Source organism: Kribbella caucasensis (assembly GCF_004361855.1).
Taxonomy (GTDB): Bacteria; Actinomycetota; Actinomycetes; order Propionibacteriales; family Kribbellaceae; genus Kribbella; species Kribbella caucasensis.
This window is the reverse complement of the sequence record NZ_SNWQ01000009.1, coordinates 149,999-172,192: the sequence shown is the minus strand read 5'-3', so window position 1 is coordinate 172,192 and position 22,194 is coordinate 149,999. Positions and strand designations below refer to the sequence as shown.

The window sequence follows — 22,194 nt, the reverse complement described above, 5'->3', positions numbered from 1 at the left end:
GAGACCAGGGCGGACTTGGGGAGGGGCTCAGTGGATCCCGTACTGCGGTTGGAGACCGCGCAGCTGGCCGTGGAACCGGGCGGTCAGGCGGTCGCCGTGGTCACCGTGCTCAACCCCGGCACGATCGTCGAGAGCTACACCCTCGACGTCGTCGGCGAGCAACCGATCCCGTGGGCCGTGGTGACGCCGCCGGTGTTGTCCGTCTACCCGCAACAGCAGGAGACGGCCACGATCGTCTTCAGCCCGCCCAGCGGTCCGGACGCACCCGGCGGCACCGTGCCGTTCGGGATCCGGGCCAAGTCGCAGGTGGACGCCCTCAACAGCGCCGTGGTGGAAGGCACCCTCGAGATCGGCCAGGTCTTCGGTCTGCAGGCCAAGCTGACCCCGGTCACGTCATCCGGTCGCTGGCGCGGACTGCACACGGTCCAGTTCAGCAACTGGGGCAACTCCCCGGCCCGGCTGCGGATCGTCGCCTCCGATCCCGATCAAGCGCTCGGATTCCTGGTCCGCCCGGAAGTGGTCGACGTACCGCTCGGCGCCACCGTGACCGCCCGGCTCAAGGTCCGCACCCGCAAACCCGTACTCCGCGGCTCGCCGACCCGCCTCCCGTTCAAGGTCGTCGGCGAACCGGACCCGCCTCGCCCGGCCGGCCTCCCCGACGTACCGGGAATCGACCCATCCCGCCCATCGGTCGACGGAGCCCTGACCCAAAAACCAATCCTCTCCCGCGGCACCGTGATGGCAGCCACCGTCATCGGCGCGGCACTCGTTGGCCTGCTCGTCTTCGCACTCACCCGGGGTCCTGGTGTGGCGGAAGCTCACGGCGACGGTACGACGACTCCGTTGACCCCAGAACTGCGTGCCGCCGCGCTCAACTCCACCACTGTTGAACTCTCCTGGAAGCGCCTGCAGAACATCGACTCCTACGGTCTGCAGCAGATCAACCCCGCAACCAAGGCTGTGGAGGGCGTAGAACGCGGGATCGACGGGATGCAAGAGGTCAAGAAGATCGAGAAGCTACAGGGAGGGATGAGGTACTGCTTCAAGTTGTTCGGTATTAACGGCAAACGCGAAGGACCACCCTCCGAAGAGGCCTGCGCCGTAACATCCAAAGCTTCGGCCACCACCGGCCCGCCCCCACCGCCGACCAGTGGATCGAGCTCGGCTTCCCCCGACCCAGGAGGAAACAGCACAGCACCGACTGAGTCTGTCGGCACCACCCCCAGCCAACCAACAGACTCGGCGAGCACGCCGGGTGGAGGCGGCACGGACCCCTTCACGCCAGGCCAATGGATCGCTGTGATCGAGTTCCAGCCTGGAGACAATCTGTTCGGACTGGAGCGGATGAGGGAGCGTCAACAGAAGCTGGTGGACGCAGACGTGCAGGCAGGTTTGGTTCACGCTCAGAGCCAGTATCCAGGCCTCGTCGACGGGCAGAACGCGCGGCTCGATGACGACTGGGTCCTGTACGTCGGGCCGACCAACTCCCGGACCAGCGCTGCCTCTCTCTGCAACTCCGAAAAGGTCAGGAACGTCGTTGTCAGCGGCGTCGATTGCCTGACCTACGAGCCGGCTACGCCGCGGGGCTAATGAGGACGCGCGAGAGGTGTGAGGGTCGTGATCGCGACGAAAGCCTGCTGCCCGTTCTCGCGGCCAGGATAGGCGTCGGCCGCGATCGCGATGGTGAGGCTGGCGACTGCTTCCTTCGTGTCGAGTTCCAGCCGCTGAACCTCGGGCACGTCCCGCCGCAGCTCGAGTTGTGCGCACTGGTCGGCTCCGTACATCACGAGCAGTGTCCTGGGGCTGTAGAAGAGCGGTCGCTGCGAATCGGCAGGGGGCAAGCCGGACAGCACTCTCAGTTCACGGATCCGGACCGGCTCGCTGAACGTCAGCCGGATCATGCCTGGGGCCGCTTGTTCTCCACCGCAGCCATTGATGGGAATGAACGTCTGTGGCCACGCGGTAACCCACGCGTCGTCTACGGCGGGAGAGCCCAATGCAGCGACGTCGCGATTATCAGCGACGGACTCTGGTGGATCAGCTGTGTAGACGACCTCGTTGGGGACGACGAGGGTGCCTCGGAGGTCGTGGTACCTGTCCTTCGCCCAGCCGACCGGGTTCTTACCGACGACGGACAGTCCGGCGAAGACCGCGGCGAGAGTCAAGACGATCACGATCACCCGGCGCCAGCGGTAGAGCGGGGGCAGGCTGCGGCGGTAGTCGCGGCGGGCGCGCCGGTCGGCCGGATCCCAGAAGCGCTGCCACCAGGACCGTCGCACCTGGGTCGCCGCCGGGCGAATCGCCTGCAGGGTCGGCCGCAGCACCTGCCCGCACTTCCCACAGAACCGCAGGCTCACCTCGTTGGGGTGACCGCACTGAGGACACAACAGCCCGGGCGCACCTTCCCCCGCCAACCCGAGCCCACCCCGCCCCGCCGCGCCGTATCCAGACCCGCCCTGTCCAGCCCCGCTGTTTCCGGACCCGCTGTGCCCAGACCCGCCGTACTCCGCTCCGCTCGCCACACCGCCGCGCTGTCCACCGCCGTGCTCGGCTCCGCCTGCGTACCCGGCGCCGCGCTGTCCGCCGCTTCCCTCGTCGGTGGTGCCTGATGGAGCCCCGCCTGGCGCGCCGACAGGCGTCCGCGTGCTTGAACCGTCCTGCCGGTCCGCCTCGTTCCAGCCGAGGTAGACGCCGCAGTACAGGCAGAAGGCCGAGCCCGCGGGGTTCCGTTCCCCGCATGCGGTGCAGACGTCCTCGATGGTCGCCACCTCCCCCGGTGACGCCGCTGACGTCACCCCTTGGAGTCGATTATGGTCGATTCCGGGCGAATTGTGTCGGATCGGACCACCGATGATCAGCTGCGGCAACTGCGGACGCGCCAACCAGGACGACGCCACCTTCTGCGTGTCCTGCAATCACTTCCTGGCCTGGTCCGCGGAGACCGAGCCGGCACCCCCGCAACCCCCGACACCCGAGCCTGTCGCGCCTGAGCCGGAGCCGGTTGCCCCCGAACCCGAGCCCGTCGCCCCCGAACCCGAGCCCGTCGCCCCCGAACCCGAGCCCGTCGCCCCCGAACCCGAGCCCGTCGCCCCCGAACCTGAACCCGTCGCGCCTGAGCCTGAACCCGTTGCCCCCAGCCCTGACCCGACCGCACCCCAGCCCGCCCCGGTCCCGTTACCCGGGCCCCCGTCGCAACCCCGCGCCCGCACCAACGTCGGCCAACTGATCGCCGCCATCGACGAAGGCCGCAACCTCACCGCACAGCGCCACCGCCCCGACCTCACCAAGCGCCTCAACACCGCCCAGGCCAAACTCGATGCGCGCACCGTCACCGCCGTCGTCGTCGGCGAGTTCAAGCGCGGCAAGAGCACCCTCGTCAACGCCCTCCTCCAGACCGCCGTCTGCCCTGTCGACGCCGACATCGTGACCGCCGTCCCCACCCTCATCCGGTACGGCGAACGCCCCGGCCTGACCGCGTACCGCCAAGGCGACCCCGCCGCGGAACCGGTCGGCTTCCCGGCGCCCCTCGACCAGATCACCCAACTCGTCTCGGAGTCCCCCGGCACCTCGCCGGACGGCGGCATCCAGTCCGTCACCGTCGAAGTCCCACACCGGATGCTGAAGTCCGGCCTCATCCTGCTCGACACCCCGGGCGTCGGCGGACTCGACTCCGTCCACGGCCAGCTCACCCTGGCCGCCCTCGCCGCAGCCGACGCGATCCTGTTCGTCACCGACGCCGCGCAGGAACTGACCGCCCCCGAACTCGAATTCCTCCAGACCGCCGTCGAACGTTGCCCCACCGCGGCCGTCGTGATCACCAAGACCGACCTCTACGGCCACTGGCGACGAATCGTCGAACTCGACACCGGCCACCTCGCCAAGGCCGGCCTCGACCTGCCGATCGTCCCCGTCTCCTCCTTCCTCCGCCTGAGAGCGACGAATCGCCCAGAACTCAACGAGGAAAGCGGATTCGCCCCGCTGGTGGAGTTCCTCGCCACCGCCGTCGTAGTACCGGGGACGACGCGGGCCGCGGCCACGATCGCCCAGGAGGTCGACTTCGTCGCCACCCAGCTGGCCCAGGAGTCCGACGCCGAACGGGTCGTCCTGACCGCACCCCAGCAGCAACCGAAGGTCGTCTCCAACCTCGCCAAGGCCCGCGACCAGGCGGCTGCGCTGACCTCGACCAGTGCGACCTGGCAGCAGACGTTGTCCGACGGTATCGCCGACCTGGTCGCCGATGTCGAACACGACCTGCAGAGCCGCCTCCGGACGGTGATGAAGGACGTCGAGACGATCATCGACCAAGCCGATCCGAACGAGACCTGGGCCGACACCGAGGTCTGGTTGCGTCGCCAGGTCGCGGCCGCCGGTGTGGCCAACCGGGACCTGCTGATCGAGCGGGCCCGCACCCTCGGCGAGCGGGTCGCGGAGGCGTTCGACCTGGAGGCGGGGACGGACGTCGTCGTCGAGCTGTCCCGGTTCAGCGCCGATCTGGACAAGCTCGAGCTCGCGTCGGCCTCATCCCTGTCGATGCCGGGCGGCCGGCTCGGGTCGCTGATGATGGCGGGCCGGGCGGGCGTGTTCGTACCGATGATCGTGTTCAGCCTCGGCTCGATCGTCTTCTCGCCCTTCGCGGTCGCCGGCGTCGCGGTCGTGCTCGGCACGGGCATCGGTACCAAACTGCTCAAGGACGAGAAGAAACGCCAGCGCACCTACCGCCAGCAGCAGGCCAAGGCCGCCGTACGCCGGTACGTCGACGAGGTGGCGTTCGTGATGAACAAGGACACCCGGGACAGCCTCCGCAAGACCCAACGCCAACTGCGCGACGACTTCCAGGAGAGAGCCGGACTGATCCACCGCTCCGCGAGCGCTGCCCTGTCCGCAGCCGACCGCAGCTCCCGGCTGGCCCCGGAGGCGAAGGCCGCCCGAGCCGCCGAGTTGTCCGCCGAGAACGAGCGCCTCCGCTCCCTGCGCTCCGGACTCCGAGAGGTCGCGCTGGCCGCGGCCCGGCCCGGAATCGGCGCCGCAGCGGGCATCGGGATCGGTGTCAGCGTGAAGGCCGCGATCGACGACAACCAGGTGGACGGCGATGAGTGACGAGCTGACGGCCGGGATCCTCGCCGTGATCAAGCAGGCCGGGAAAGCCGCCCGCAAACCCGAAGACCGGGCCCGGCTGGACGAGATCCACGAACGGCTGACCGGACCGTTGCGGCTGGCGATCGCCGGCAAGATCAAGGCCGGCAAATCCACGCTGCTGAACGCCTTGCTGGGCGAGGAACTGGCCCCGACCGACGCCGGCGAGTGCACCCGGATCGTCACCTGGTACTCCCGCAGCGACCGCCCGCACGCCACCCTTCACCCGCTCGACGGCAAGCCCCGCGAACGCCCGTACGAGCGAGACGGTGGAGCACTCCAGGTCGATCTCGGCGGCCTGAGTCCCGATCAGGTCGATCACCTGGAGATCGGCTGGCCGACCAGCCGGCTGACCGACCTGACCATCCTCGACACCCCCGGCATCGCCTCGATCTCGGCCGACGTGTCCGCCCGCACCCATCGCGTCCTCGCCGCCGATGACGGCCAGGTCCCGGTCGCCGACGCGATCCTCTACCTGCTCCGGCACACCCACTCGAGCGACATCCGGTTCCTGGAGTCCTTCCACGACGACGAACTGGCGCACGGTACGCCGATGAACGCGATCGGCGTACTGTCCCGCGCGGACGAGATCGGCTCCTGCCGCCTCGACTCGATGGAGGTCGCCGAACGCGTGGCCCGCCGGTACGAGGCCGAACCACGACTGCATCGACTGTGCCCCGTGATCGTCCCGGTCAACGGCCTGCTCGGCCACACCGCGACCACGTTGCGCGAGGCCGAGTTCGCCCTGCTGGTCACGATCGCGCGCGCCCCGATCGAAGAGCTCGCCGAACTCCTCCTCACCGCCGACCGCTTCACCTCCACCCCGACCGGTCTCCCCGTCACCGAACTAGAGCGCACCCACCTACTCGAACGACTAGGCCTGTACGGCGTACGTCTGAGCGTCGAGTTACTCCGCACCGGGGCCGCCTCCACCTCTTCCGACCTCAGCACCGAGCTCGCCGAACGCAGCGGCCTCAACCGCCTGCGAGAAATCCTGATCCGCCAATTCGAAGCCCGCAGCCGCGTCCTCAAGGCCTACTCCGCCGTCGCGGCCCTCGCCGACCTACTCCGAACCGGCGACTTCGAATCCGCCACCGAACTCCAGTCCCGGGTCGAGGAGATCAGCGCCGGCGCCCACGAATTCCAGGAACTCCGCCTACTCTCCGACCTCCGCACCGGCGGCATCGCCCTCAAAACCGAACGCGAACAAGAACTAGACCGCCTCCTAGGCGGCTCCGGCCACGACCCCGCCTCCCGCCTGGGCCTACCCCCCGACGCAACCCCCACCACCATCCGCGAGGCGGCCCTGACCGGCCTAACCACCTGGCAATCCTTCGCCACCCACCCCCTGACCCCCCGCCCCGCCCAACTAGCCGCCCGAGTAGCCACCCGAACCCTAGAAGGCCTCCTAGCCCCTAGATGAGACCCTCGCGGACGGCATACGCCACCGCGTGCGACCTGTTCCGCAGCTGCAGACGCGTGGTCAACTCATGTAGGACGTTCTTCACGGTTCGTTCGCTGTAGTTGAGTTCCTCAGCGATCTCCCCCGTGTCGAGCCCGTCGGCCACGAGCCGCAGTACGTCGATCTCCCGCGGGCTCAGCCCCGTGAACGTCAGCCCCCGCGGCGCAAGCACCTGCCGCTGCAACCGCCCCAACTGCTCCATCAACCGCCCCAGCAGATCCCCAGGAATCTCCCCATCCCCCACCGCAACCCGAGTGATCGTCCGAACCAACGCATCCGGCGTCGCGTCGATCCGACGCAGCAGCCCCCCAACCCCCAGCTCAGCCGCAACCACCAACGCAGCCTCATCCAGCACAGTCGCCACCAAAATCAACCGAGGACTGTCCCCCCGTCGGAGCGCTCGCATGGTCCGAGCGGTCTCCTCATCCAGCACATCGGTCACGACAACAGCGACCGCCGCCTCATCGACCTCCATCTCATGCACCAGCCGAACCTCCGGCCGCGGCCGAAGCTGACTGATCACCCCAGCCCGCGAGATCGGGTCGCTGCCATGGACGTAGGTCAAAATCGGCGTACTCATCGGAGCCCCTCCCCAAGGTGTGGACCACCACCCTCGCGAACGACGCTCAACGCCGGCTCCACACCAGCTCTACAGCGGCTCCACAACATCCGAAGCGAGCCGACTGTGCAAATGGGAGTCATGCCGACGCCCGTCCAGCTCGACGTAGTACTCGCGCATGGTCCCCTCCAGCAGAAACCCAGCCCGCGTAGCGACCCGGCACGAGCCCTCATTCACCAGCGCATGATCAAGCGACACCCGATGCAACCCCTGCCCGCCCTCAGCCCGAGCCCTGAAGCCCCACCGCACAACCGCATCAAGACCACGCGCCGCCAGCCGACGCCCACGCGCGGCAGGGTTGACCCAGTACGCCGCCACCGCCTGCTGAGGCACCCGATTCACATCCCGCAGCGTCACCGAGCCCAGCAACACCTTCGTCGATGAATCGGCGATCGCAAACACCGCGTTACCACGGGCCCAGCAATCGATCCGGCTCTCCAGCCACTTACGAGCCCGCTTCTCGGCCGGCGTCTGGATCACCGCATTCCCGGCCGTCCACCGCAGGATGTCCGGATCCGCGAGAGCCTCAGCCACCGCCGGTTCGTCGTACGGCGTGAACGGCCGAAGGTAGACGTCCCCGGCCTGGATCTCGGTCGGTTCCAGCACAGCCGTTACTGCTGGTGCGGCTCGTTCGCGTGCAGCAGCGTCGGCTGGTGCGCGTGCTGGCCGAGCTGCTGGACACCCGTGACCAGACCGCCGGTCAGGTCACCAGTAGCGAACGAGGTCTGCATCGCGAGCGCAGCCAACCCGGCCGAGGTGTCAGACAACTGCCGTCGCGCCGCAGAACCGGTGACGATCTCCAACCGCCGCCCGGCCGGGTCGACGTACACCAGAACGGTGTGGTCCGGATCAGGCAGCTCGTTCAGCAGTTCGAGGGCGAACGGGCGGGTCTCGGAGTCCGCGCCGCCGACGTACACCGAGAACTTCAGGCCGGACGCCTCCTCGGCGTGCCGGACCGCGCGCTCGATGTCGTACAGCTGCTCGGGGGTGAAAGCGTCACCAGCTGGCACTTGCGCCTCCGGTCGTGCGGGCGACGCCGGTACCGGCGGTCGCGGTGGTGCTGGGTCCGGCCGGCAGCTCGGGCAGGTTCGCCGGGTCCGGCTTGGTCGTCTCGGGTCCGTTGATCCAGACCGGCGGGGCCCACCAGGACAGGCCTGGGCGGTACCGCGGGCCGTCCGCGATCGACGACGCGAAGACGAGCAGAGCCACGACCGCGATGACCAGCGCCGGGATGCCGACGAACACCAGCAGGGTGTGGCCGGAAAGCTGAGTGATCACACTCCGAAGCCTAGGCCATGGTGATCCGGAGCCGGGCCGAGGGCAGGCGGCCCGGCTCCGGAGGTGCAAAGACTCGGTCAGAAGGTGACGTCCGAGCATTGGTAGAAGGCGTTGGCCGTGTCCGCGATCGTCCAGACGGCGAGGATCATGTGCCGGCCGGAGCGGGTCGGGAGGGTGCCGGGGTGGGAGACGTCGTTGGCCGGGCGGCCGCCGTTCATCGGGACGGTGAGGAACGGCGTCAGCTCGAGCGCCGACCGGGTCAGCGGAGCGTTCTGATTCCAGCCCTGCTTGGTGATGTAGTACTTGAAGTCGGTTGTGCTGTGCGGAGCGGTCAGGTGCCAGCGGAACGTGTAGCTCTGACCAGAGCTGAGCTGCGTGGCAGGCCAGGCGCCGCCGCGCTGACCATCCAGCTCGGCGAACTGCGACAACCCGGCCGAGCAGAGTTTCCCGTCTGGCGGTCCGGCGCTCGGGAACCCCTTCGGGCCTTCGGTGCTCTGCGGTTCCCACTGGATTTGGCCGCAGTTATGCACGGTCCCATTTGCGCAGTGCTTTGCTCTACTGATCGGTGCGGTGGTGTAGCCGTGGCCGTAGGCCAGCGGGACGGACGTGACGACCGTCAGCGACAGCGCGCCGACGGCGACACCGGCGAGTCTCAGTTTGCGTGCACGCTTCATGGGGACACTCCTTCGGATTCCCGTTCGAATGGGGGCGGTTGGGAATGAAGGCACCTTCAGGCAATAGATAACAAGTTTTCAAATCTATTGTCAACGGTTCGTGAGCATCCGATGACGGAAAGTCAGTGCCCGAGTACGCCGATCAGCCGCCGGAGCCGGGTGTTGTTCGGCAGGTCCTCGATCATCACCGGATCGCCGTCCGGTCCGCCCAGCGGGATCCGCCAGTTCGGGTACTCGTCCGTCGTGCCCGGCTGGTTCTGGGTCCGCCGCTCCCCCACCGCATCGGTCAGCGCGACGCCGACCAACTTCGCCGGAGTGTGCGCGACGTACCGGTGCAGCGCCTCCACGATCCGCTCGACGTCACCATCCTGGTCGCCGAGCAGATGCCGCTCGCGGAGTGCGTTCAGCCACGAGTCCCGGTCCGCCTCGTCGACCTCCAACTCCTCCGCGACCGGCCGGGTCAGCAGCCCGAGCCTGTTGCGCAGCTCGACGTGATCGCCGGCCAGATAACCCGCCGTCGGTGGGAGGTCGTGCGTGGTCACGGTCGCCAGGCATAGCTCGCGCCACCGTTCGGGCGCGAGTGGACGTCCAGCGGCATCCCGCTCGAACCACAGCACCGACGTCCCGAGCACCCCGCGCTCGGTCAGGTAGTCGCGCACCCACGGCTCGACCGTACCGAGGTCCTCGCCCACCACAACCACACCGGCCCGGGCCGCCTCGAGTACAAGGATTCCGACCAATGCCTCGTGGTCGTACCGCACATACGTGCCCTCGGTCGGCCGCTCCGGCGACGTCACCCACCAGAGCCGGAACATGCCGAGGATGTGATCGATCCGCAGTCCACCGCCGTGCCGCATCTCCGCGCGGACCAGGTCCCGCCAGGCGGCGTACCCGGTCTCGGCCAGCGCATCCGGTCGCCACGGCGGCTGCGACCAGTCCTGGCCCTGCTGGTTGAACGCGTCCGGTGGCGCGCCGACGTGGATGCCGCTGGCCAACACGTCCTGCAGAGCCCAGGCGTCGGCGCCGTCCGGGTGCACCCCGACGGCCAGGTCGTGCATGACGCCGAGCGACATCCCCGCGTTCCGGGCTCGCGCCTGGACCCGGCCCAGCTGCTCGTCCAGCTGCCACTGCAACCAGCAGTGGAACTCCACCGCGTCCGGGTTCTCGTTGCGGAAGGCAACAACCGCGGAGGACGCCGGATCGCGCAGTTCCTCCGGCCACTTGGACCACTCCGGCCCGTGTACGTCGGCCAGCGCGGCCCAGGTCGCGAAGTCGATCAGCCCGTGCCCCTCCCGGTCGCAGTACGATCCGTACTCCGCGATCCGGCCGATGGACGGACGTACGCCGAACAGCAGCTTCAGCGCCTCCCGTTTCGCGGCCCACACGGTGTCCCGGTCGAGCGCGGTGCCGTCTTCGTTCAGCGCCCGAGACTGCAACGAGAGCGCGCGGACACGGTCTCGCTCGGCCGGCGCGAGGTCGCCGTACTCGTCGATGTCCTCGACCCGCAGGTAGAGCGGGTTCCCGAATCGCCGGGAGGCCGGCAGGTACGGTGAGGGCTCCATCCGGCCGGCCGTCTCGGCCGCGTGCAACGGGTTGACCAGGACGAACCCGGCACCCAGATCGTTGGCGGACCAGGCCGCGAGGTCGCCGAGATCGTGCAGGTCGCCGATTCCCCACGACCGGCGCGAGCGGACGGAGTACAGCTGCAGCACCCAGCCCCAGGTGCGCTGCAACTTCTCCGGTTCGAGCCGCTTCGGCGTGACGATCACCGTGCCGGTGAAGATTTCCGGGCTGTTGCCGATCCGCGCGCACAGCCGGTGATAGCCCAGCGGCAGATCCCCGGGCAGCTGGAACGTCGCCTCTCCGGTCTGTACGCCGTCGACCCACTCCGGCTCGACCCAGTGCTCCTGCTGCGGGATGTCCCGGCGCTGACCGCCATCCTCCAGATCCACCCACACCTCGGCCGACGAACCATGCGGCAAGTGGACGGCGAACCACGGGGTCCAGCCCTCACGCATCACCAGGGTCGCGGGCAGCACCCGGCGCCAGCGGGCCACCTGGTACTCGGCCAAGGCATCGGCGGCCTTGATCGGCGTGGACGCGTCGACGCCGAGCGCGGCGAGCACGGCCGACACCACTTCACTGGTGACCTGGACGTGTCTGCCTTGCCAGTCCCAGTACTCCGTGGCGACACCGTGCGCGACGGCGAGTTCGACGAGGGCCGGGGTGGGTGCTGTCACGCCTGCGAGTCTGCCGTATCAGAGGCCAGACAGCAGAACGACGCGCGTCTAGGGCCCGTCAGACAGGCCCTAGGTCGATCCGCGGGTGCGACGCGACAACAGCAGCACCGCGAGCAGCAACACCGCGCTCGCCACCACTAGGCCGATCGCCACCCCGGCCAGGTTGTCGGTCAGCTGGTAGAGCGAGATCGGCCAGATCACCAACAGGATCGAGCACCCCACCACCGCGTAGGCCGACGCGTGGCGGCGACCGTAGGCGACCAGGAGCGCGGCCGGACCCGCAGTACCGACGGCCAGCGCCATCACCTCGCCCCGATCCTGCACCAGCCAGCAGATCGACGAACTGAACATCGCCGCGCCGGCCAGCGACCAGGAGCTGACCTGATCCCGGACCAGCCCGAGCATCGCGAACACGAACGCCACCAGGATGAACCCGGTCCCGGCGATCCCGGCACTGTCCGTGTGCACACTGTCATCGGGGGTGAGTACGTCCGAGGTCACCACCAGCACGCCGACGGCCAGGATCGCGAACGTTGCCACTAGCAACGATGAGCCCTGCAGCCACCAGATCCCGGCCGCGGCCAGCGCCAGCGCGACGGCGACCCCGGTGATCCGCCCCGCGGCATCCTCGATCGCGACGTACGTGGCGAACCCGGCCACACAGCAGCCGAGCGACGCCAACGCGGAGCTGAGCTGGTCGGCCCGGCGGAATACGGCCAGCAGGACGGCCGCGGCGAGCAGGATGACGGCGGCGCTGGTCCCGGTGCTGACCCGGGCGGCGCGGCCCATCTCGCCCCAGTTCGCGACGGTGAGCAGGGCGACCGCGCCGAGCAGCAGCGCGCCACCGATGTACCCGAGCACCTCCATCAGGGCGGACGAGTGCGTCGCGACCGGCGGCGTCCGCTGCTGTTTGGGCGCTGTGGCGGCCGGCTCAGGCTCGGCGGCCGGCCGCGGCTCACCGGAATCGGCGGCGGCAGCGTCGCGCAATGAATCGGCCTGGTACTGGCGCAGCACCCCCGCGCTCACCAGCCGCGTCAGCTCGTCATCAAGCCGGCTCGGCATATCCCGTCTTTCCTCCTCGCAGCGTCGGTCCCGGGTTCGTGCGGGCGATTCAGGCGGCGGTCACTAAAGTGGGTCGAGATGCCTATTCTGACCAGTCACCCCCTGTCCCTGATCAGTCACCCCCTGTTTTCCGGGCTGTCGCTGCCGGAACAGTTCCCGGCGTTCTTCCGCCGCGGCAACGACGGCAACCTGGAGGTGACCGACCAGATCATCGTGGTCCCGGCCCGGATCATCGGGCTGATCGTCGGCTTCTTCCTGCTCCGCTGGCTGCTGCACAAAGTGATCCGCAGGTTCGCCCGAAGGACCGGCAACGGCGCGGTCGCGGGCGTGCTCGCCAAGTCGAAGCGGGGTCAGGAGTTCGTCGAGAACACCCTGGCCAACGAACGCCGGGCGCAGCGCGCCGAGACCATCGCGTCGCTGCTCTGCAGCACCGTGACGATCGTGCTGACCGCCGTCGCGGTGGTGATGGTGCTGGCCGAGCTCGGCTTCAACATCCTGCCGGTGGTCGCGTCCGCGAGCATCATCGGCGTCGCGCTCGGGTTCGGCGCCCAGACGCTGGTGAAGGACTTCCTGGCCGGCATCTTCATGATCTTCGAGGACCAGTACGGCGTCGGCGACCTGGTCGACATGGAGAAGGCGACCGGCGAGGTCCTGTCGGTCGGCCTCCGGGTCACCCAGCTGCGCGGCGAGGACGGCACGATCTGGTACGTCCGCAACGGCGAAGTCATGCGCCTCGGCAACCTCACCAACCGCAACCCGAACGCCGGTTCCACCGGTGTCGGCAGCGCCGCGGAGAAGTCCGACGAACACCTCACGGCCGTCGAGGCCCCGACCGAGCCCGCCGCCGAAGCACCGGCCCGATCCTCCGGCGGCCACGAACCTTCCGCCTGACCGACGTCCCGCAGTACGGCGCCTGCGGGACGTCGGATCGAGCTGAATTTCTCAGGCGGTGAAGGTGACGTCCAGAGTGATCGTCGTGCCGGTCAGGGCCTGCGAGACCGGGCAGTTCTTCTTGGCGTCCTCGGCGAACTGGGCGAATTCGTCCGCGGTCAGGCCGGGAACCTTGCCGTTCACCGAGAGCTTGCTGCCGGTGATGCCCTCACCCGGCTGGAAGGTCACCTCGGCGGTGGTGTCGAGCGACTCCGGCGCGTTGCCGGCCTTGGCCAGAATGTTCGACAGCGCCATGTTGAAACAGCTCGAGTGGGCGGCGGCGATCAGCTCCTCCGGGCTGGTCCTGCCGCTCGCGGCGTCCTCGGTCCGGGCGGCCCAGGTCACGTCGAAAGTGCCGAGGCCCGACGACTCGAGGTTGACCTGACCGGCCCCCTCCAGCAGCGAACCTTCCCAGTGGGCCTTGGCGGTACGGGTAGCGGCCATGCTCGTTGTTTCTCCTTCGAAGAGCTCAGTTGCCGGACACGTCGATCGCGCCCGGGTACTGCGGTTCGTCGGTGTTCACCATGCTGTGCGCCGCCATCACCATGTAGGTCCAGATCTCCTCGTCCCGATCCGGCGGCAGTGCGATCTCGTCCAGCGCGGCTCGCATGTGGCCGAGCCAGCGGTCCCGTGCGCTCGGGGTGACGGCGAACGGGGCGTGCCGCATCCGCAGCCGAGGGTGCCCGCGCTGCTCGGAGTAGGTCTTTGGTCCACCCCAGTACTGCTCCAGGAACATCCGGAACCGCACCTCGGCCGGGCCGAGATCCTCCTCCGGGTACATCGCGCGCAGTTCGGGGTCGGCGGCGACGCCGCGGTAGAACGCCGCCACCAGCCGGTGGAACGTGTCCGCCCCGCCGACGGCGTCGTAGAAAGTCTCCTGCTGCTGCTCACTCATCACTGATCATTGTCTCAAGTCGCTGGGAAGCCGCCCGACCAGGGCCACCCGCTCGGCCTCGGCCAGCGGCCGCTTGGCGTGCGTTTCCGGCACCACGGCGACCAGCACCGAGGTCGCCTTGGCGTAGACCAGCTCGGTCTCACCACCGCGATCGACGATCCTCGAGCCCAGCGTGTACGACGTACCGCCGACCGCCTCGACCCAGACGTCCACGTCGTACGGGGGATGCCGGAGCAGGATCGGGCGCAGATAGTCAACGGTCTGGCTGACCAGCACACACGGGAACTCGTCGAAGAAGACACCGGGAGTCTGGAACACGTCCGCGAGGAACGCGATCCGGGCCTCCTGCAGGTAGTCGAAGTACCGGACGTTGTTGACGTGGTCGTAGGAGTCGATGTCGGACCAGCGGACCAGGACCGGATGGGTGAAGGTGCTCATGCGCCTACCAGCTTGCTCAGCGCCTCGCGTTCGACCGGGCTGATCCGGCGCAACCGCTCGGCGCCGAAGTCGAACGGGACCAGCCGGGTGCGCGCCTCGACGTACGTGCGGCGTGGTTCGGTGTCGAGGATCTCGTAGTCGACGGTGAACGAGGCTGCCTTGATCTCACTGATCCACAGCTCGATCCGGACCGGTTCGTCCCGGAACACCAGCGGCGCCCGGTAGTGCACCTCATGCCTGGCCACCAGCAGGCCCGTTTCCAGGTCGTCCGCGCCGAGCTCCTTGGCGGTCCGGAACAGGAAATCCACCCGGGCGTCCTGCAGGTAGTCGACGTACCGGCCGTTGTTCACGTGACCGAGAGCGTCCATGTCACCCCAGCGGAGCGGACAGTGATAGACGTGACGGTTGTGACCGGTGCTGTGATCATGCACACGGCGATCATCGCATCCGCGTCACTTCCGCCGTGACGGAACGTGGGTAATGTCATCCCCGACTACGAGCCAGAAGGAGCAGGTATGAGCGAGCAGCAGGGGCGGGTGGCGATCGTCACCGGTGCGGCCCGGGGAATCGGCGCCGCCGTGGCGCAGCGGCTCGCCGCCGACGGCAACGTGGTCGCCGTGCTCGATCTGGACGAGGCGGCCTGCGCGGGCACGGTGGACGCGATCACCGAGGCCGGCGGCAAGGCGATCGCGGTCGGTTGCGACGTCAGCAAGTCCGACCAGGTGGCCGCCGCGGTCGCTCGAGTGGCGGCGGAGCTGGGCGCGCCGACGATCCTGGTGAACAACGCGGGCGTGCTGCGCGACAACCTGCTGTTCAAGATGTCCGAGGACGACTGGGACACGGTGATGTCCGTGCACCTGCGCGGCAGCTTCCTGATGTCGAAGGCCTGCCAGGCGCACATGGTCGAGGCGGGCTACGGCCGGATGGTGTTCCTCTCCTCCACCTCCGCGCTGGGCAACCGCGGCCAGGCGAACTACGCGTCCGCCAAGGCCGGTCTGCAGGGCCTGGCGAAGACGCTGGCGATCGAGCTGGGCAAGTTCGGCATCACCGCGAACGCGATCGCGCCCGGATTCATCGAGACCGACATGACCGCGGCCACGGCGGCCCGGGTCGGGGTCGACTTCGAGGAGTTCAAGAAGGCCACCGCGGCGACCATCCCGGTGAACCGGACCGGTACGCCGGCCGACATCGCCGCCGCGGCGTCGTTCTTCTGCAGCGAGGAGGCCGGCTTCGTCTCCGGCCAGGTCCTGTACGTCGCCGGCGGCCCGCGCAACTGAACCGCGCAACTGACAGGAGCTGGACGGATCATGGCGCAGTCCTTCACCGGTGTCGACGAGGTCGTGCACGCGGTCGGCACCCAGCTGGGCGAGTCCGAGTGGCTCGAGATCACCCAGGAGCAGGTGAACCGGTTCGCCGAGGCGACCGGTGACCACCAGTGGATCCACGTCGACGTCGACCGGGCCACGAAGGGCCCGTACGGCGGGACGATCGCGCACGGCTATCTGACCCTGAGCATGATCGCCCGATTCGGCGACGAACTGTTCTCGGTCTCCGGTGTCACCGCCAAGCTCAACTATGGCGTCAACAAGGTCCGCTTCCCCGCCCCGGTCCCGGTCGGCGCCCGGGTCCGCGCCAGCGCCTCGATCGCCGGCGCCCAGGAGACTCCGGCCGGCATCCAGGTCTCACTCCAGTGGGTGATCGAACTGGAGAACAGCACCAAACCCGCCTGCGTCGCCGAGACGGTCGTACTCCTCGTCCCCTGAGCCCCCGCCCCCGCCCCCGCCCCACCTCCGCCCCCGGCGAAATCTCGGAGGCTAACCTTCGAGGTTCATGGTGCCCACCGAGATTCTCAGGGGGCAACCATGAAGCTGGTGGGTCAGCCTCTGAGATTCGGGGTGGGCGATCGGGGCGCTCAGAGGGGACAGATCAGGACCGCGTGCGTCGCCAGGCGTTGGTAGCCGAGCCACTCGTTGACGGCGATCATCGGGCCGTTTCCGTCGTAGTTGGCCGTGTACATACCGACGACACCAGCCTCGGCCGCACGGTGCAGCGCGGCGCACTTGACCAGCTTGGCGAAGCCCCGGCCGCGGTACTCGGGCAGCGTCGACGTCATCTGGGACCAGACCTTGTGATGGTCGCCGTTACCGATCGTGAAGCCGATCACGCAATCACCGTCCAGCAGCGCGACGCTCAACTCGAGCACCATGCCGGGGATCTCCCAGGTGCCGGCCAGCCAGTCGGCGTAGGGGCGGGTGGTGATCCTGGCATCCCCGGGTTTGGTGCGCTGGGCAACCTCGTCGGCGGCGTAGATCTGGTGTGGATCCAGCTCGTCCAGCGCGGCCAGCCGCATCCCCGGCGGCACCGGCGGCAACTCGGGCGCGAGCCGCGGGTCCATGCCCGCGTAGTACACCTGCCGGGTCTGCCGGTACCCCCAGCCCGCCGCCCACTCGGCCGCGGCCGGCTCGGCGAAGACCCGCGCGCTGACCGCGCCGGCCTCCTTCAGGTTGGCGTGGGCGAGCTCCAGCAACCGGGTGCCGATCCCCCGCCGCCGATGATCCGGGTGGACCAGCACGCGGAGCTGCCCGTCCAGCGGATCGGATCCGGCGATCATCCCGGTCGAGGCCCAGCCGACCACCTCGCTACCATCGAGCGCCGCGAAAGTACCACTCCCGGGCGGTACGGTCCGGTCACGGAGGCGATGCCGCAGTTGGGTGCCGGTGACAACCAGATACGGAGCGACCTGATCGTGCAGGGCGAGGGCCGACTCGATGTCGGCCGGCACCGCGGGCCTGATCTCCATCGGGGACCTCCTTCGGACGAGGTTGTCGCGAAGATAACCCGGGGCCTGAGGCAATCACTACCGGAGCTGTGTTAACACGCCGCCAAACTTCGGAGCGTAGGCAGGCCTCGTGGTCAGAGCGTACGCAGCAGGCCCGTCTCCGTCTGCACCCGGCGGTAGCCGAGCCAGTTGTTGATGGCAAGCATCGGACCGTTCTCGTCGTCGTTCGAGGTGAACGCCCCGGTGATCCCGGCGGCCGCACAGCGACGCAGCGCGACCGACTTCACCAGCTTCGCCAGCCCTTGACCCCGGTACCCCGGAATGGTGCCGGTCATCCCCGACCAGGCCCGGTCACCGTCCGTCTCGACCGCCGTGAACGCAGCGACCTCGTCCCCCGCGAGAGCCGCGACGCTGAGCGACTTGTCCAGCGCGGGCGAGTCCCAGACCTCCTTCAGCCACTCGTCGTAGTCGATCGAGTCCAGCGGCGAATCACCTGGTTCGTCGAGCGACGCGATCGTGTCGGCTGTGTACGCCTGCCGCGGATCCACCGCATCCATGGCCGCCAACCGGATCCCCTCCGGCGTCGGCGGCTGGTCCGGCAGCACCCGCGGGTCGATCCCCGAGTAGTGCATCTGCCGCGTCCCGTCGTACCCACGCTTGCGGGCGAAGCCGACCCCGACCGGATCCGCGAACGCGCGGACCCGGACGACGCCGATCCCGGTCAGGTGCTCGTGCAACCGGTCGATCAGCGCGCTGCCGATCCCCTGCCGGCGGTGCTCAGGGTGCACGCAGATCGACAGATTCCCCTGCCCCGGCTCGCTGGTCCACGTGTTGAACCCGGCCGAACCCCAGCCGACGATCGAGCCGTCCACCTCGGCGACGAGACGCAGGGCCTGCTTGGTCGGCGACTGCGAGCTGATCCACTGCCTCACCGTCGCTGGTGACGTCACCGCGTAGGGGTACGTCGCACGGCGTACCGCCGAAACGGCCTCGGCATCCTCCGGTACGGCGGTTCTGAGATCCATGCCCGGACGATAACCAGCCCGCCCCGGCAGCCACCATTCAATTACCGCTACGACTTCGGTAGCGCATCGGCCGACTTTGGGATCGACCGCGTGGCAACCGATTCTGCGAACCCCGACCGGAGCCGTAGGGTAACCGCGTGCCCGTGATCGCGACCACTGCGTTGACCAAGCGCTACCCGCGCGTGACGGCACTCGACGAGCTGACTGTCGAGGTGGGGTCCGGCGTGACCGGGCTGGTCGGAGCCAACGGCGCCGGCAAGTCGACCCTGCTGAAGATCCTGCTCGGACTGATCGCCCCGACCGCCGGCAGTGCCATCGTGCTTGGACACGACGTGGTCACCGGCGGCGAGGCGGTCCGCGCATTGGTCGGCTACATGCCCGAACACGACTGCCTGCCACCCGACGTCTCCGCGACCGAGTTCGTCGTTCACCTCGGCCAGATGTCCGGTCTACCCGCCGACGCGGCCCGGGAACGAGCAGCCGACGTACTCCGGCACGTCGGGCTCGATGAGGCTCGGTATCGCCCGATGGGCGGTTACTCGACCGGTATGAAGCAGCGGGTCAAGCTCGCCCAGGCGCTGGCCCACGATCCGCAACTCGTACTGCTCGACGAACCCACCAACGGACTCGACCCCGCCGGGCGCGACGAGATGCTCGCCGTGGTCCGCCGGATCGGGACCGAGTTCGGCATCCCGGTGCTGATCACGTCGCACCTGCTCGGCGAACTGGAGAGCGTCTGCGACCACATCGTCGTACTCGATGGCGGCCGGCTGCTCCGGTCCGAGTCGAAGGCCGCGCTGACCGGCGAGACCGGCGTGCTCGCAGTCGAAGTACGGGATCTGAGTGGGCGTGATCGGCTCGTTGCCGCGCTGGCGCGGGCGGGTGCGCGGGCACGGCCGGACGGTCCGCTGGTGCTGGTGGAGATCGCCGGCGACGAGACGTACGACCTGGTCCGGGACACGATCGCCGAGCTCGGCCTCGGGCTGGTCCGGGTGGAACAGCACCGGCACCGGCTGGAGGAGGTCTTCAATGTCTGATCAGCTGCCGCGTGGGGGTGTCATCCACGACATCGGCTATCGGCATTACACCGGGCCGCGACTCGGCCGGATGGCGATCACGCAGGCGTTGATGGTGTCGAGCCTGCGGCACGCGTACGGGATCGGCCGGACCGGCAAGGCGAAGGTGATGCCGGTGCTGCTGTTCGCGGTGATGGTGGTCCCGGTCGTGATCATCGTCGGGATCGAGAACCTGATGCAGTTCGACGAACCGCAACTGTTGCCGGTCGACTACATCTTCCTGCTGCAACCGGTGATCGCGCTCTACCTCGCGTCGCAGGCCCCGCAACTGTTCTCCCGCGACCTGCGGTACCGCTCAATCGTGCTGTACCTGGCCCGGCCGCCGCGCCGGACCGACTACGCGCTGGCGAAGCTGACCGCGCTCGTGCTCGCGTTGATGGTGCTGATCGGCGTACCGCTGTTCATCCTGTACGTCGGGGCGCTGCTGGCGAAGTACGACTTCGTTGACATGAGCAAGCAGTTCGCCGCAGGTCTGGTGGTCGCGTTGCTGGTGTCGATCCTGCTGGCCGCGATCGGCGGCCTGATCGCCGCGGCAACACCTCGCCGGGGGTTTGCGGTTGCCGCGATCATCGCCGTACTGATCGTGTCGTTCACCGCGGTCATCACCACCACGGCGATCCTCGACCCCGAAGGCGACATGTCGAGCACGGCGGCGCGGTACGCGAGCCTGGGTTCGCCGTTCAGCCTCGCCCGGACGGTCGGCACGTTCCTGTTGCGGGATCATCGGGAGAACGACTGGATGCCCACGACCGAACAGGGACTGGTGTTCGTCGGGGTCTACCTGCTGGTCGTCGGTCTCTGCGTATGGGGCGTCAACGCCCGCTACGCCAAGGTGGCCCGCGGATGAGCACGATCCGGATCTCCAGGGTGTCCCGCTGGTACGGCAACGTGGTCGCGGTCAACGACGTCACGATGCGAATCGGCCCGGGCGTGACCGGCCTGCTCGGCCCGAACGGCGCCGGCAAATCCACCCTGATCTCGATGATGGCCGGCTTCCTGCCACCGTCGACCGGCACCGTGACGCTCGACGACGTGCCGGTCTGGAAGAACGAGAGCGCCTACTCGCAGATCGGTCTGGTCCCGGAGACCGAGGCGGTCTACGACACGTTGACCGGCACGGATTTCGTCCGGGCGAACGCCGAACTGCATGGGTTGGCTTCACCTGGTCCGGCAGCCGCCTTGGCGATCGCGGTGGTCGCGATGGAGGAAGCGGCGGGACGCCGGATCTCTACGTACTCGAAGGGTATGAAGCAGCGGATCAAGATGGCCGCGGCGCTGGTGCACGAGCCGTCCGTGCTGCTGCTCGACGAGCCGTTCAACGGGATGGACCCACGGCAGCGCCTGCACTTGATGGACCTGCTCCGCAAGATGGGCGCGGACGGCCGGACCGTGTTGTTCAGCTCGCACATCCTCGAAGAGGTGCAGCAGGTCGCCACCCACATCGAGGTGGTCGTCTCCGGCCGGCACGCCGCCTCGGGTGACTACCGCGCGATCCGCACGCTGATGACGGACCGCCCGATGCTCTACCGGTTGCGCTCCAGCGACGACCGCCGCCTCGCCTCCGCCCTGATCGGCGACCCCTGTACGACGGGCGCCGACCTGGACGCCTCCGCCCTGCAGGTGCAAGTGGTCGACTTCGAACGGTTCAGCAAACTCGTCCCCGGGCTCGCCCGCGACCTCGGCATCCGGCTGCTCGAGGTCTCGCCGACCGACGAGTCGCTGGAGAGCGTGTTCTCCTACCTGGTCGGGAGGCGCTGATGATCGTCCGGACGATCGTGCGATTGACGCTGGCCACGTTGTTCGGGCACCGGCGCGGGTTGCTGCTGTACATCCTGCCCGGGGTGTTCGTCGGGCTCTGCGTGCTGCTCGCGTTCACCGTCGACGACAAGTCGGGACTGGCGCCGGCGATGCTGCAGCAACTCGGGCTCGCGGTGATCCTGCCGCTGGTCGCGCTGATCGCCGGGACCGGCGCGATCGCGACCGAGATCGACGACGGCTCGATCGTTTATCTGCTGAGCAAGCCGATCAAGCGGTCCACGATCATCCTGACCAAGGCGGCGGTCGCTGTCGGGGTGATCCTGGTGCTCGGCGTGGTACCGATCGTGGTGTCCGGTCTGATCCTCGACCCCGGCGACGCGCAGACCGCGGCAGCGTTCGGAGTGGGCGCGCTCGCCGCGGGGATCGCCTACACCGCGATCTTCGTCGCCCTGTCGGTGATGTCGAGCAGCGCGGTCACGATCGGCTTGCTGTACTCGCTGCTGTGGGAAAGCGTCCTGGGCCAGTACGTCGACGGCGTGAAGGTGCTCTCGGTCCAGCAGTGGTCACTCGCGATCATCCAGCGCCTCACCGACCTCCCCTCGGTCACCTCAGACGTCAAACTCCCCATCAGCCTGATCCTCCTGACCGCAGTAACCACCGCCGCCCTATGCCTCGCCATAACCCGCCTCCGCACCCTGATCCTCTCCACCGCCGACTAAGCCCGACCCGCCCTCCACCCGCCGCCCCACCCCACACCCCGCCGCCTCGCCCGCGCACTCCGCCTCCCCCGCCCACCCCACGCCTCCGCGCCCTCTGCTTCCCCGC

At 68.6% G+C, this 22,194-nt stretch carries 24 protein-coding genes; 10 read left to right on the top strand and 14 right to left on the bottom strand.

The window, feature by feature from the left end; genetic code table 11:
* The first annotated feature begins 30 nt into the window (after positions 1–30).
* A complete protein-coding gene (locus EV643_RS20125; RefSeq protein ID WP_133801642.1) occupies positions 31–1,590 on the top strand; it encodes a fibronectin type III domain-containing protein in 1,560 nt (519 codons plus the stop codon).
* On the opposite strand, the gene EV643_RS20120 is transcribed toward EV643_RS20125, so the two are convergent.
* Entirely contained in the window at positions 1,587–2,795 is a 1,209-nt protein-coding gene (locus EV643_RS20120; RefSeq protein ID WP_133801641.1) for a hypothetical protein, read from the bottom strand. The genes EV643_RS20125 and EV643_RS20120 overlap by 4 nt on opposite strands.
* Positions 2,796–2,850: 55 nt before the next feature.
* On the opposite strand from EV643_RS20120, the gene EV643_RS44945 reads away from it, so the two are divergent.
* The gene (locus EV643_RS44945; RefSeq protein WP_133801640.1) at positions 2,851–5,097 is read left to right on the top strand and encodes a dynamin family protein; all 2,247 of its coding nucleotides are present in this window, start codon (positions 2,851–2,853) and stop codon (positions 5,095–5,097) included.
* Positions 5,090–6,556, top strand: a complete 1,467-nt coding sequence (locus tag EV643_RS20110) for a dynamin family protein (protein ID WP_133801639.1) — start codon at positions 5,090–5,092, stop codon at positions 6,554–6,556. The genes EV643_RS44945 and EV643_RS20110 overlap by 8 nt, the downstream gene beginning before the upstream one ends.
* Here the strand turns inward: EV643_RS20110 and EV643_RS20105 are convergent.
* From EV643_RS20105 to EV643_RS20075, 7 genes are all read right to left on the bottom strand, one after another.
* A complete protein-coding gene (locus EV643_RS20105; protein ID WP_133801638.1) occupies positions 6,549–7,175 on the bottom strand; it encodes a response regulator transcription factor in 627 nt (208 codons plus the stop codon). The two genes, EV643_RS20110 and EV643_RS20105, sit on opposite strands and share 8 nt — an antisense overlap.
* Before the next feature lie 69 nt (positions 7,176–7,244).
* Positions 7,245–7,820 carry a GNAT family N-acetyltransferase gene (locus tag EV643_RS20100; RefSeq protein ID WP_133801637.1) on the bottom strand — a complete coding sequence of 192 codons (576 nt, stop codon included), beginning with the start codon at positions 7,818–7,820 and terminating at the stop codon, positions 7,245–7,247.
* 5 nt (positions 7,821–7,825) lie between these two features.
* Positions 7,826–8,224, bottom strand: a complete 399-nt coding sequence (locus EV643_RS20095; RefSeq protein WP_133801636.1) for a DUF5130 family protein — start codon at positions 8,222–8,224, stop codon at positions 7,826–7,828.
* Positions 8,211–8,492, bottom strand: a complete 282-nt coding sequence (ctaJ, locus tag EV643_RS20090) for an aa3-type cytochrome oxidase subunit CtaJ (protein WP_133801635.1) — start codon at positions 8,490–8,492, stop codon at positions 8,211–8,213. The genes EV643_RS20095 and ctaJ overlap by 14 nt, the downstream gene beginning before the upstream one ends.
* Positions 8,493–8,569: 77 nt before the next feature.
* Positions 8,570–9,166, bottom strand: coding sequence for a lytic polysaccharide monooxygenase auxiliary activity family 9 protein (locus tag EV643_RS20085; RefSeq protein WP_133801634.1), 597 nt, complete (start codon positions 9,164–9,166; stop codon positions 8,570–8,572).
* Positions 9,167–9,288: 122 nt separating this feature from the next.
* On the bottom strand, positions 9,289–11,406 hold the full coding sequence (gene malQ / locus EV643_RS20080) for a 4-alpha-glucanotransferase (RefSeq protein ID WP_133801633.1): 2,118 nt from the start codon (positions 11,404–11,406) through the stop codon (positions 9,289–9,291).
* Between the two features lie 69 nt (positions 11,407–11,475).
* Entirely contained in the window at positions 11,476–12,468 is a 993-nt protein-coding gene (locus tag EV643_RS20075) for a DUF2157 domain-containing protein (protein ID WP_133801632.1), read from the bottom strand.
* 78 nt (positions 12,469–12,546) lie between these two features.
* Between EV643_RS20075 and EV643_RS20070 the strand changes: the two genes are divergently transcribed.
* Positions 12,547–13,359 carry a mechanosensitive ion channel family protein gene (locus tag EV643_RS20070; RefSeq protein ID WP_133801631.1) on the top strand — a complete coding sequence of 271 codons (813 nt, stop codon included), beginning with the start codon at positions 12,547–12,549 and terminating at the stop codon, positions 13,357–13,359.
* A gap of 51 nt (positions 13,360–13,410) precedes the next feature.
* On the opposite strand, the gene EV643_RS20065 is transcribed toward EV643_RS20070, so the two are convergent.
* From EV643_RS20065 to EV643_RS20050, 4 genes are read right to left on the bottom strand one after another with little or no spacing between them, the layout of a single operon-like run.
* On the bottom strand, positions 13,411–13,842 hold the full coding sequence (locus tag EV643_RS20065) for an OsmC family peroxiredoxin (RefSeq protein ID WP_133801630.1): 432 nt from the start codon (positions 13,840–13,842) through the stop codon (positions 13,411–13,413).
* Positions 13,843–13,867: 25 nt separating this feature from the next.
* Positions 13,868–14,293: a globin gene (locus EV643_RS20060; protein ID WP_133801629.1), complete on the bottom strand. Its 426-nt coding sequence runs from the start codon at positions 14,291–14,293 to the stop codon at positions 13,868–13,870.
* A gap of 6 nt (positions 14,294–14,299) precedes the next feature.
* Complete coding sequence (locus EV643_RS20055; RefSeq protein WP_133801628.1) at positions 14,300–14,731, bottom strand: acyl-CoA thioesterase; 432 nt, start codon at positions 14,729–14,731, stop codon at positions 14,300–14,302.
* A complete protein-coding gene (locus EV643_RS20050) occupies positions 14,728–15,099 on the bottom strand; it encodes an acyl-CoA thioesterase (RefSeq protein WP_166665509.1) in 372 nt (123 codons plus the stop codon). The genes EV643_RS20055 and EV643_RS20050 overlap by 4 nt, the downstream gene beginning before the upstream one ends.
* Before the next feature lie 147 nt (positions 15,100–15,246).
* On the opposite strand from EV643_RS20050, the gene EV643_RS20045 reads away from it, so the two are divergent.
* Positions 15,247–16,008, top strand: a complete 762-nt coding sequence (locus EV643_RS20045) for an SDR family oxidoreductase (RefSeq protein WP_133801626.1) — start codon at positions 15,247–15,249, stop codon at positions 16,006–16,008.
* Between the two features lie 30 nt (positions 16,009–16,038).
* A complete protein-coding gene (locus EV643_RS20040) occupies positions 16,039–16,494 on the top strand; it encodes a MaoC family dehydratase (RefSeq protein ID WP_133801625.1) in 456 nt (151 codons plus the stop codon).
* A 149-nt stretch (positions 16,495–16,643) separates the two neighbouring features.
* Here the strand turns inward: EV643_RS20040 and EV643_RS20035 are convergent, their stop codons facing one another.
* Both EV643_RS20035 and EV643_RS20030 read right to left on the bottom strand, forming a co-directional pair.
* Positions 16,644–17,531, bottom strand: coding sequence for a GNAT family N-acetyltransferase (locus EV643_RS20035; RefSeq protein ID WP_133801624.1), 888 nt, complete (start codon positions 17,529–17,531; stop codon positions 16,644–16,646).
* Positions 17,532–17,644: 113 nt separating this feature from the next.
* Positions 17,645–18,535, bottom strand: a complete 891-nt coding sequence (locus EV643_RS20030) for a GNAT family N-acetyltransferase (RefSeq protein ID WP_133801623.1) — start codon at positions 18,533–18,535, stop codon at positions 17,645–17,647.
* Positions 18,536–18,672: 137 nt separating this feature from the next.
* On the opposite strand from EV643_RS20030, the gene EV643_RS20025 reads away from it, so the two are divergent.
* From EV643_RS20025 to EV643_RS20010, 4 genes are read left to right on the top strand one after another with little or no spacing between them, the layout of a single operon-like run.
* Positions 18,673–19,572 (top strand): ABC transporter ATP-binding protein, encoded by a 900-nt coding sequence (locus EV643_RS20025; protein ID WP_133801622.1) that lies wholly within the window; start codon positions 18,673–18,675, stop codon positions 19,570–19,572.
* Positions 19,565–20,458 (top strand): ABC transporter permease subunit, encoded by an 894-nt coding sequence (locus EV643_RS20020; RefSeq protein ID WP_133801621.1) that lies wholly within the window; start codon positions 19,565–19,567, stop codon positions 20,456–20,458. Before EV643_RS20025 ends, EV643_RS20020 begins: the two co-directional genes overlap by 8 nt.
* Positions 20,455–21,369: an ABC transporter ATP-binding protein gene (locus tag EV643_RS20015; protein WP_133801620.1), complete on the top strand. Its 915-nt coding sequence runs from the start codon at positions 20,455–20,457 to the stop codon at positions 21,367–21,369. Before EV643_RS20020 ends, EV643_RS20015 begins: the two co-directional genes overlap by 4 nt.
* A complete protein-coding gene (locus EV643_RS20010; protein ID WP_133801619.1) occupies positions 21,369–22,088 on the top strand; it encodes an ABC transporter permease in 720 nt (239 codons plus the stop codon). Before EV643_RS20015 ends, EV643_RS20010 begins: the two co-directional genes overlap by 1 nt.
* Positions 22,089–22,194 lie beyond the last annotated feature (106 nt).

Excerpts from the sequence above, each read along its gene's own strand:
- EV643_RS44945 (WP_133801640.1), top strand. The coding sequence starts at position 2,851 with ATGATCAGCTGCGGCAACTGCGGACGCGCCAACCAGGACGACGCCACC.
- EV643_RS20110 (WP_133801639.1), top strand. The coding sequence starts at position 5,090 with ATGAGTGACGAGCTGACGGCCGGGATCCTCGCCGTGATCAAGCAGGCC.
- EV643_RS20105 (WP_133801638.1), bottom strand. The coding sequence starts at position 7,175 with ATGAGTACGCCGATTTTGACCTACGTCCATGGCAGCGACCCGATCTCG.
- EV643_RS20085 (WP_133801634.1), bottom strand. The coding sequence starts at position 9,166 with ATGAAGCGTGCACGCAAACTGAGACTCGCCGGTGTCGCCGTCGGCGCG.
- EV643_RS20075 (WP_133801632.1), bottom strand. The coding sequence starts at position 12,468 with ATGCCGAGCCGGCTTGATGACGAGCTGACGCGGCTGGTGAGCGCGGGG.
- EV643_RS20070 (WP_133801631.1), top strand. The coding sequence starts at position 12,547 with ATGCCTATTCTGACCAGTCACCCCCTGTCCCTGATCAGTCACCCCCTG.
- EV643_RS20065 (WP_133801630.1), bottom strand. The coding sequence starts at position 13,842 with ATGGCCGCTACCCGTACCGCCAAGGCCCACTGGGAAGGTTCGCTGCTG.
- EV643_RS20060 (WP_133801629.1), bottom strand. The coding sequence starts at position 14,293 with ATGAGTGAGCAGCAGCAGGAGACTTTCTACGACGCCGTCGGCGGGGCG.
- EV643_RS20055 (WP_133801628.1), bottom strand. The coding sequence starts at position 14,731 with ATGAGCACCTTCACCCATCCGGTCCTGGTCCGCTGGTCCGACATCGAC.
- EV643_RS20050 (WP_166665509.1), bottom strand. The coding sequence starts at position 15,099 with ATGGACGCTCTCGGTCACGTGAACAACGGCCGGTACGTCGACTACCTG.
- EV643_RS20045 (WP_133801626.1), top strand. The coding sequence starts at position 15,247 with ATGAGCGAGCAGCAGGGGCGGGTGGCGATCGTCACCGGTGCGGCCCGG.
- EV643_RS20040 (WP_133801625.1), top strand. The coding sequence starts at position 16,039 with ATGGCGCAGTCCTTCACCGGTGTCGACGAGGTCGTGCACGCGGTCGGC.
- EV643_RS20035 (WP_133801624.1), bottom strand. The coding sequence starts at position 17,531 with ATGGAGATCAGGCCCGCGGTGCCGGCCGACATCGAGTCGGCCCTCGCC.
- EV643_RS20030 (WP_133801623.1), bottom strand. The coding sequence starts at position 18,535 with ATGGATCTCAGAACCGCCGTACCGGAGGATGCCGAGGCCGTTTCGGCG.
- EV643_RS20020 (WP_133801621.1), top strand. The coding sequence starts at position 19,565 with ATGTCTGATCAGCTGCCGCGTGGGGGTGTCATCCACGACATCGGCTAT.
- EV643_RS20015 (WP_133801620.1), top strand. The coding sequence starts at position 20,455 with ATGAGCACGATCCGGATCTCCAGGGTGTCCCGCTGGTACGGCAACGTG.
- EV643_RS20010 (WP_133801619.1), top strand. The coding sequence starts at position 21,369 with ATGATCGTCCGGACGATCGTGCGATTGACGCTGGCCACGTTGTTCGGG.